We start from the raw sequence: 6,669 nt of genomic DNA on the forward strand, positions 1-6,669 counted from the left end.
ATATAAATCGCTATATTGACGGCTTTTATAACACCCAACGGCTCCACAGCAGCCTTGGTTACAGGACGCCGCTGGAATTTGAGGGTTTGCACTAATGGCGCGTGTCCACTTTTTTGGGGGAATTCCAACTGGTTCTCCGCTGCGCTACAAACCAGCCGCAAATGTGAGCGTTAGGCTAATGGAAATGCAGATTAATATTCGAACTGCAAGGGAAGCCGATCTGCCAGAGGTCATGCGTCTACTTCATCAGATCAATAGCGAGCATCACGACCATGCGCCAGCCGTTTTCGTGAGTCCGGATCAAGATGAACCAGATCACTGGCTTAAGCAGATACTTGATTCCGGCCAGTTGTTTCTTGTCGCCGAATCGGCTGCAAGCATTATGGGTTTGATCACGGCCACCATTACGACCAATTCGGACATACCCTTCCTATCCCACCACAAAGTCTGTCGTATTGGTACAATCGTCGTGGATCTACGACAACGGCGATCCGGGATTGGACAACTCTTGATGGCAGAAGCCGAGAGTTGGGCTGCAACGATGGGAGCCAAGGAAATCCGACTGGAGGTAATGGAGTTCAACCAACGAGCGGTATCGTTTTACGCGAATGGCGGATATGAAACACAATCACGGATCATGTCAAAGGCAATCGCCTAACAAAGCCAGCCAAGGCGACGCTAAAAGACAGCGCGCTTACTGGCGGCGTTATATCTAAGGAGACTTTCGGATGCCTTCGCGTATCTCTGGACAAGATTTGATCCAGCTCAAGGACGCTATTGTCCAGGATTTCGATTCGTCAAACTGGCGCGAGCTTGGCGCCCTCACGAATATGATTGATGAGGTCGAGAGGCATCCCCGGCTGCTGCGTAGCCTCTCTTTTGGCGATCCCGATTATGATGGATTGGCTTTGACTTTCTTGCGAAGGATGATAGGTAAAGAAGATGAGAACCTTGATACTGTTGTGCAATACATTCACAAAACATGCGGAAACGCTGGGGAGAACGTTTCTAGTGAGGTAGTTCAAGGCAGGAAAATAGTTTTCTCTCCGACCATCTTCGATGTTCCCTGTGATCCTATTGAAACAAACCTGATCTCGGTCATGATGCCGTTCGACGCGTCAATGGCTGGGGTCTATAACGCTATCGTATCGGCTGCCCAGCAAGCAGGCTTCGAGTGCCAAAGGGCGGACAATATTTGGGACCATTCGACCGTGATCCAAGACGTGTTTTCACTAATTTTCAAGTCTTACATCGTGGTTTGCGACTTCACAGGTAAAAATCCCAACGTATTTTACGAAGCCGGTATCTCACATACGTTGGGAAAACATGTGGTGCCAATCACTCAATCAGAGCAGGACGTACCGTTTGACCTAAGACACCACCGTTTCGCCAAATATCTGAACAACGGTGAAGGCTTGGAGAGGTTAAAGGACGATTTAGTCAGTCGCTTTTCTACGTTGGCTGACAAGCGACCGAATTCGGGCTGGATATAACCAGTGCAGGCACGGCGACGCCTACTACATTGCGCCTTCGGCTCCATGTCGTAGGCGCGCATGCTGCAATCGTTAAGTGTTTTCAGGGAGGAAACTGTGAATAAGTATCATATTGCACAACTCAACATTGCCACGCTGTTGGCACCGATAGATTCATCGCAGCTTTCCGATTTTGTCGCGAATCTCGATCGGATTAATGCGTTGGCAGATAACTCTCCTGGTTTTGTCTGGCGGCTACAAACCGAAGACGGTGATGCTACCGGCATTGATTATTTCGGCTCGGATAAAATCGTGAATCTTTCCCTCTGGGATTCGGTCGAGGCGTTGCATAATTACGTTTATCGGTCTGTCCACGTTGAGATCATGCGCCGCAAGAAAGAGTGGTTCCAGAAAATGGGCGAGGCATACATGGTGCTCTGGTGGGTGCCTGTCGGCCACATCCCATCAATCGAAGAGGCGGCGCAAAAGCTGAACATCCTGCGAGAGCACGGCCCAACCGCGGAGGCTTTTACGTTCAAGAAATCATTCCCGGCTCCCAGAGAGCCAGCCAGTGTGCCAACCGAAACTTGGGGTGGTGAATGTCCAGCCACTTAATACCTGTTATGCCGTTCATAGAGTTTAGGGGTTACTTTGGACATTTTTAATAATAGGGAGCTGGCTTCAGTCTCATTAATTATCTTGCTACTAGCATGGTCTAGTTATAAAAATCGTGATGTTGTAAACAGCCTTAGGTTAGTCTTAGACGCACTGCTTCAAAGAGCCATTCTTACCACATTGGCATCGTTACTTGTGTACATAAGCTTGATCGTTTATGGACTCTATGAAATTGAAGTGTGGAATATCGGTCAAACAAAAAACACTGTGCTCTGGTTCGTTTTTGTTGGTTTCGCTGAGCTAATTAATTCAACAAAAATCAAAGAGCCCAAGGCTCATCTTCAAGCATCACTAAATGCACAAATAAAGCTAATTGTTTTGGTGCAATTTCTGGTGGCATTTCACTCCTATAGCTATATCGCAGAGCTGGTGCTTGTTGCAGTATTATCTTTTTTTGCGTGCTGCAGTACCTATGCCAGCTATCACTCACAACACAAGCAAGCAAAAGTGGTCTGTGATGTTCTACTGTCTTTGATTATGCTCTATCTTTTGATAGATTCGATATACGTTATATATAGCAAGCCAGTCGAATTTTTTAGCTTAGATACATTCAGAGACTTCCTTGTTCCAATATTGTTGTCATGTGCGCTGTTACCTTACACGTATTGTTTTTACTATTACCTTGCGTATGAGCGAGCATTTATCAAAGCCAACATATACACGTCATCGAAGTCATTGCAACGGTATGCAAAAATTCAATCTTTTATTGCTTTTAAAGGACGGCCAGAGCTAATTAATAGTTGGTTCCTGTACTCATGCATTCCGGAGTTTGAGTCTAAAAAAACAATCCGTGAATCGATCCGTTGCTTCAAGCAGCAGCGTGAATCCACGGCATAACAAATTGCTTAAGAGTGACGGCTAACCTTCGGCACTTTTGGTTCGGTTTAGTTTAGTGATTACGGTGGTTTTGCTTAGGTTTCGTGGTATTAGCCGCACCTTAGCAAGGCGCTAGGGCTATTCAGGAGGAATAGTGAAATATTTATTGAGACAAGCATTAGATTCAGATATCGAATTTCTTCTTAATCTGCGTGATATAACGATGGGTAAGTACCTTAAAGATTGTGGCATGCCTATAACGAAAGATGCGTATTTAAGTCGAATATTATACGAATTTGAACATGCGAAACTTATTGAAGTTGCAGGTTCTTCGGCTGGTTTGTTCAAAGCAAAATTTAACGGAGATTCTAACGAATGGTATCTCGCCCAAATTCAAGTCCACCCAAATTACCAAAATCAAAAGATAGCAAGCTCTCTTATTTCAATGCTAATCGGTAAAGCTAGCGCTACGGACAGTACGGTTGGGCTTAGTGTAGTAAAAACAAATCCCGCTAAACATTTTTATTCAAGGCTAGGCTTTGAAACAGTTGGTGAAAATGAGTTTGAGTATATCATGCAGAATAAGCCTAACAAAGCGTTTATGTGAAGTGACCCCCTCCAGAGCTGCACAGGCTATAGTGCAGTCATCAGGAGGACAGAATGAGCGACGACACCCCCATCAAGCGATGGACCGCAAAGCGCAAAGCGTCCGTGGTCATGGACATCTTCAAAGGCAAGACCACGGTCGCGGAGGTCGCGCGACAGCATGACCTCACCGTCTCCGAGGTCGAAGGCTGGATCGATGAAGCCCAGCGCAACATGGAAAACGGGTTCAAGGCCCGCCCCAAGGATATCCGCGAGCAATACGAGTCCGACTTGCGGGAAACCAAGGAGGCGCTGGGCGAGGCCCACTTGCAGATCTACGCACTAAAAAAGTGGCGTCGCCTGCTCGACGAGGACGAGAACTCGTAAGGTCGCTGCAGGCGGAAATGGCCCAGGAAGGCCGGGTGGTATCACTTGCCAAACTTTGTCGCTGGTTGGGTTTCCCTCGGCGCAGTCTGTATTACCGGCTAAAGGCGCGGCCTCGTGTCGTGAATACGGATCTGACGGCCCGGGTTAAGCTGACGCTGGAACGCTTCCCCAGCTACGGCTATCGCCGGCTGGCGTGCGTGCTGGGCGAGAACCGCAAGCCGATCCAGCGCATCCTGCAGATCAAAGGCTGGCCGGTGCGCAAGCGACCGCAGGGTTTCCGACCTCGCGCCAGAAGCTTGCCGTCGATCACCTCACGGCCAGATGAGCGCTGGGCCTCGGATCTCACTCACGTGTGGTCCGGTAAGGATCGGCGGGCCAGCTTGGCGGTCATCCTCGACTGTTGCACGCGTGAAATCCTCGGTTGGCGATTATCGGACAGAGCGGCCACATCAGTCTCTGGACTATGTGGCACCCCGAGCACACCCCGCATTAACGGCGTAGGGTGTGCAGAAACCAGGGGGTCATTACAATGCGGGCGTTACACATTGCAGGAGGAACCGTGATAGTTATCTATGGAATCAAAGAACACCTTAATCCGATCAAGGCTCAGCTCTCTGAGGTCATTCACGGATGTATGCAGTCCGTACTCGGTATGCCTGAAGACAAGCGGGCTCATCGTTTCATCCCTATGGAGTCTGAGGATTTTTATTACCCAGGTGGCAGGACGCCCGCATACACTGCCATCGAGATCAATATGATGCAAGGTAGAGCTTCCGAGACCCAAAAAGCTCTGATCAAGGAGCTATTCAAAAAGATTGAGTCCGAGGTTGGCATATCGCCCGTGGATGTTGAGGTCACGATCAAGGAACAGCCTCCCCACTGTTGGGGCTTTCGTGGCATGACTGGAGATGAAGCGCGCGACCTCAAGTACTCTGTCAATGTGTAATAACGTGGTCAGCGGGATGCCAACTACGCTGAGCTCCGTTGGCACCCATTATTATTGGCATTATGCCCTTTGAGGGAAAAAGGAAACTTGAGATGATTTCTATAGAGTTCTTACTCACCTCCCTAGTGGTGGTTCTAATTCCAGGGACAGGGGTTTTGTATACCGTCGCAACAGGGCTCTTCGTAGGTAAACGTGCCAGTATATTTGCGGCATTCGGCTGCACCCTCGGTATCGTACCTGCACTTCTAGCCAGCGCTTTTGGTCTTGCTGCTATCTTTCATACCAGTGCGCTCGCGTTTCAGGTTGTAAAATATGCTGGTGCTGCATACTTACTTTATCTTGCGTGGCAAATGTGGCGATCTTCGGGTCCACTCTCTTTGAAAGATAATAAATCAGGTGCGAGTTGCACTGACACTATTGTAAAAGGATTCTTGATGAATATCCTAAACCCTAAGCTTTCTATATTCTTTCTGGCTTTTCTACCACAGTTTATCCCTGGCACAACCGATAGCGTTCTAGTTAGTATGATGATTCTTGGGCTTGTTTTTATGCTTATGACCTTTTCTGTGTTTGTTTTGTACGGTCTTCTTTCAGGCAGTTTTAGCGATTATATTGTTAAGTCAAAAAGAGCCAGTGCTGTAATGCAGAGGATTTTCGCTACAAGTTTTGCTGCGCTCGGACTTAAGTTGGCTTTTAGTGATCGGGTATAACAAGGTCAAGCACAGCGACAGCTTTTTCGTTGCGGCTTCCCCTTCACTACAAAGCTGCGCGTGTTGGCAGCGTTATATATTTTTCTGGGCGCCCTCGCTGTCTTTACAGACAACTCCGTTTCATAAACATGCACTCAATAACGGGCAATACTCAGCTATCAATTTTTAAGGAAGGAAATCCATGTCACTAACAAAGCTACTCGTCCCAACCTATACGCAAATGCTTCGGGCGCTCTCAGGCTGGCTGAAGAAGGCACAGGCGCAGATTCAGAAAGCAGATGCGGAAGCGCTGTTATCCGCGCGCCTAGCGCCGGATATGTTTCCTTTGTCGACTCAGGTTCGGTTTTCTTGCGTGCAGGCTCAAGAGGCAATATTCCGGCTTCAAGGAAAGCCTTTTCCAGAATCTATCGATGAGCTGCTCGAAGAAGGGCGAAATGCAGGTGTGCGCCCTGGCTCGCTTGCTGACGCTCAAGCTCGGATTGATGAAACTCTCGCATTATTGGACGGCCTCACCCCCGACGCGCTAGATGCAAAAGCGGATGAGCCACTTACGCACGAGCTTCCGAACGGTATGATTCTCGATTTGTCCGCCGAGCAATATGCACGCGATTGGACATTAGCCCAGTTCTATTTCCACATCATGACTGCTTATTCAATATTGCGCAGCGAGAAGATCGAACTTGGAAAAGCTGACTACGTAGCGCATATGTTTCCATATATACGTCCTGATACGATACCCAAGAGTTAACAGCTATAGCAGTCCTTATGCCAGTGAAATTTTCAAGCGAGATCAACACATAACAAAGCCATCACCGGTGACAAAACCTCCGCTTCGCGGCGGCTTTGCCACCGGCGATGGCGGACTTTATGGTCTTAAGGTCAATTGTGGAAATTAACTTGCTCGTCTTGCGGTGCAGAGAATTGGAAGCGAGTAAGCGGTTTTATGAACTGCTAGATACCATCTCTCCTAACCGGTCACAAACGTCTCATTAAGCGGCTTGTGGCCGGTATTCGGTTTGCGTCTTGAGGACTCCGTAGGCGATGTGGATCAGCTTGCGCATCGCCGCCCCCAAGGCCG

Annotated in this window: 9 protein-coding genes; all 9 read left to right on the top strand. The window is 48.3% G+C overall.

What is annotated here, in order from left to right; genetic code table 11:
- Positions 1–178: 178 nt before the first annotated feature.
- Entirely contained in the window at positions 179–658 is a 480-nt protein-coding gene (locus HR9077_RS17050; RefSeq protein ID WP_168380982.1) for a GNAT family N-acetyltransferase, read from the top strand.
- A gap of 70 nt (positions 659–728) precedes the next feature.
- On the top strand, positions 729–1,493 hold the full coding sequence (locus HR9077_RS17055; RefSeq protein ID WP_136068455.1) for a hypothetical protein: 765 nt from the start codon (positions 729–731) through the stop codon (positions 1,491–1,493).
- 96 nt (positions 1,494–1,589) lie between these two features.
- The gene (locus HR9077_RS17060; protein WP_136068457.1) at positions 1,590–2,087 is read left to right on the top strand and encodes a DUF3291 domain-containing protein; all 498 of its coding nucleotides are present in this window, start codon (positions 1,590–1,592) and stop codon (positions 2,085–2,087) included.
- A 1,030-nt stretch (positions 2,088–3,117) separates the two neighbouring features.
- On the top strand, positions 3,118–3,570 hold the full coding sequence (locus HR9077_RS17070) for a GNAT family N-acetyltransferase (protein ID WP_136068460.1): 453 nt from the start codon (positions 3,118–3,120) through the stop codon (positions 3,568–3,570).
- Between the two features lie 53 nt (positions 3,571–3,623).
- The gene (locus HR9077_RS17075) at positions 3,624–3,935 is read left to right on the top strand and encodes a DUF1153 domain-containing protein (protein ID WP_035410216.1); all 312 of its coding nucleotides are present in this window, start codon (positions 3,624–3,626) and stop codon (positions 3,933–3,935) included.
- A 17-nt stretch (positions 3,936–3,952) separates the two neighbouring features.
- On the top strand, positions 3,953–4,498 hold the full coding sequence (locus HR9077_RS22510; protein ID WP_136068462.1) for a DDE-type integrase/transposase/recombinase: 546 nt from the start codon (positions 3,953–3,955) through the stop codon (positions 4,496–4,498).
- On the top strand, positions 4,495–4,881 hold the full coding sequence (locus tag HR9077_RS17085) for a tautomerase family protein (protein WP_136068464.1): 387 nt from the start codon (positions 4,495–4,497) through the stop codon (positions 4,879–4,881). Before HR9077_RS22510 ends, HR9077_RS17085 begins: the two co-directional genes overlap by 4 nt.
- A gap of 92 nt (positions 4,882–4,973) precedes the next feature.
- On the top strand, positions 4,974–5,591 hold the full coding sequence (locus HR9077_RS17090) for a LysE family translocator (RefSeq protein ID WP_136068466.1): 618 nt from the start codon (positions 4,974–4,976) through the stop codon (positions 5,589–5,591).
- 181 nt (positions 5,592–5,772) lie between these two features.
- A complete protein-coding gene (locus tag HR9077_RS17095; protein ID WP_136068468.1) occupies positions 5,773–6,339 on the top strand; it encodes a DUF1993 domain-containing protein in 567 nt (188 codons plus the stop codon).
- The last annotated feature ends 330 nt before the right edge of the window (positions 6,340–6,669 follow it).

It is taken from the genome of Modicisalibacter radicis (assembly GCF_900961225.1).
Taxonomy (GTDB): domain Bacteria; phylum Pseudomonadota; class Gammaproteobacteria; order Pseudomonadales; family Halomonadaceae; genus Modicisalibacter.

Excerpts from the sequence above, each read along its gene's own strand:
- HR9077_RS17095 (WP_136068468.1), top strand. The coding sequence starts at position 5,773 with ATGTCACTAACAAAGCTACTCGTCCCAACCTATACGCAAATGCTTCGG.
- HR9077_RS17050 (WP_168380982.1), top strand. The coding sequence starts at position 179 with ATGGAAATGCAGATTAATATTCGAACTGCAAGGGAAGCCGATCTGCCA.
- HR9077_RS22510 (WP_136068462.1), top strand. The coding sequence starts at position 3,953 with ATGGCCCAGGAAGGCCGGGTGGTATCACTTGCCAAACTTTGTCGCTGG.
- HR9077_RS17075 (WP_035410216.1), top strand. The coding sequence starts at position 3,624 with ATGAGCGACGACACCCCCATCAAGCGATGGACCGCAAAGCGCAAAGCG.
- HR9077_RS17090 (WP_136068466.1), top strand. The coding sequence starts at position 4,974 with ATGATTTCTATAGAGTTCTTACTCACCTCCCTAGTGGTGGTTCTAATT.
- HR9077_RS17055 (WP_136068455.1), top strand. The coding sequence starts at position 729 with ATGCCTTCGCGTATCTCTGGACAAGATTTGATCCAGCTCAAGGACGCT.